At 54.0% G+C, this 745-nt stretch carries 1 pseudogene; it reads left to right on the top strand.

Annotation, left to right across the window (positions count from 1 at the left end):
- Nucleotides 1-142: 142 nt before the first annotated feature.
- Nucleotides 143-745: pseudogene (locus WFN87_RS23970) on the top strand (hypothetical protein); the annotation flags it as partial.

The following is a 745-nucleotide window of genomic DNA, read 5'->3' as shown; positions in this document are numbered from 1 at the left end:
CGAACAATCGAGCATTGAGGAGAAAAGAGAGAGGGATTTCTCTTTTCTTTCTTCGGAAAGAAAATTTCAGGCGTTTGATATTATGGGATTCTTGCGTCCATTAACAGGGTCGTTATGTCTGCTTTTCAGCAGTGTAAATGTTTTGGCTCAGCCTGCGACGCTTGCCAGCCAGGCAGCGGCTATGCCGGATGATTTTCAGGCGTATTTCTTCAATGCCCCGCTTTCAGCCCGCATCATGGTAGATAACCGGGTCCTGGGCGATGCCATGATCATCGTGACGGAGGATAACCGGGCCAGGATTATCCATTTTACCGATAACGGCGACAGTGAGTTTAGCGAGGCCGAACGCCAGCGCTGGTTAAAGGCGTTCACTGACTTTGTTCCGCTTGGGAAGTGCAGTGACCATGCCTGCCCGCCGGGGCTGCTGGCGGCGGATTACAGCCTGAGCGATGCCCGCCTCGTTTTACTCACGCAGCAACCGGGAAACGACGCGAATAAATACTGGTATACCTTACCCGAAGATGGGGATTCAGGCCTGCTGCTGAATAACCAGCTTAACCTCAGCGGCAGCGAGCAGCAGTCAAGCATGAGCTGGAACGGGGGCCTGGAGGCCGCGCTGGGGAGCTGGACATTAATGAGCCAGTTTCAGCATGACCAGACCCGCAGCAACAGCCTCGGCAGCACTTCCCGCCATGCCATAACCTCTCTCTACGTTCAGCGTGAATTTCAGCAACACTTTCTCCGT

The organism is Cedecea sp. AS113 (genome assembly GCF_037152415.1).
Lineage (GTDB): Bacteria > Pseudomonadota > Gammaproteobacteria > Enterobacterales > Enterobacteriaceae > Cedecea.
This window is presented reverse-complemented; position numbering and strand designations above follow the sequence as displayed.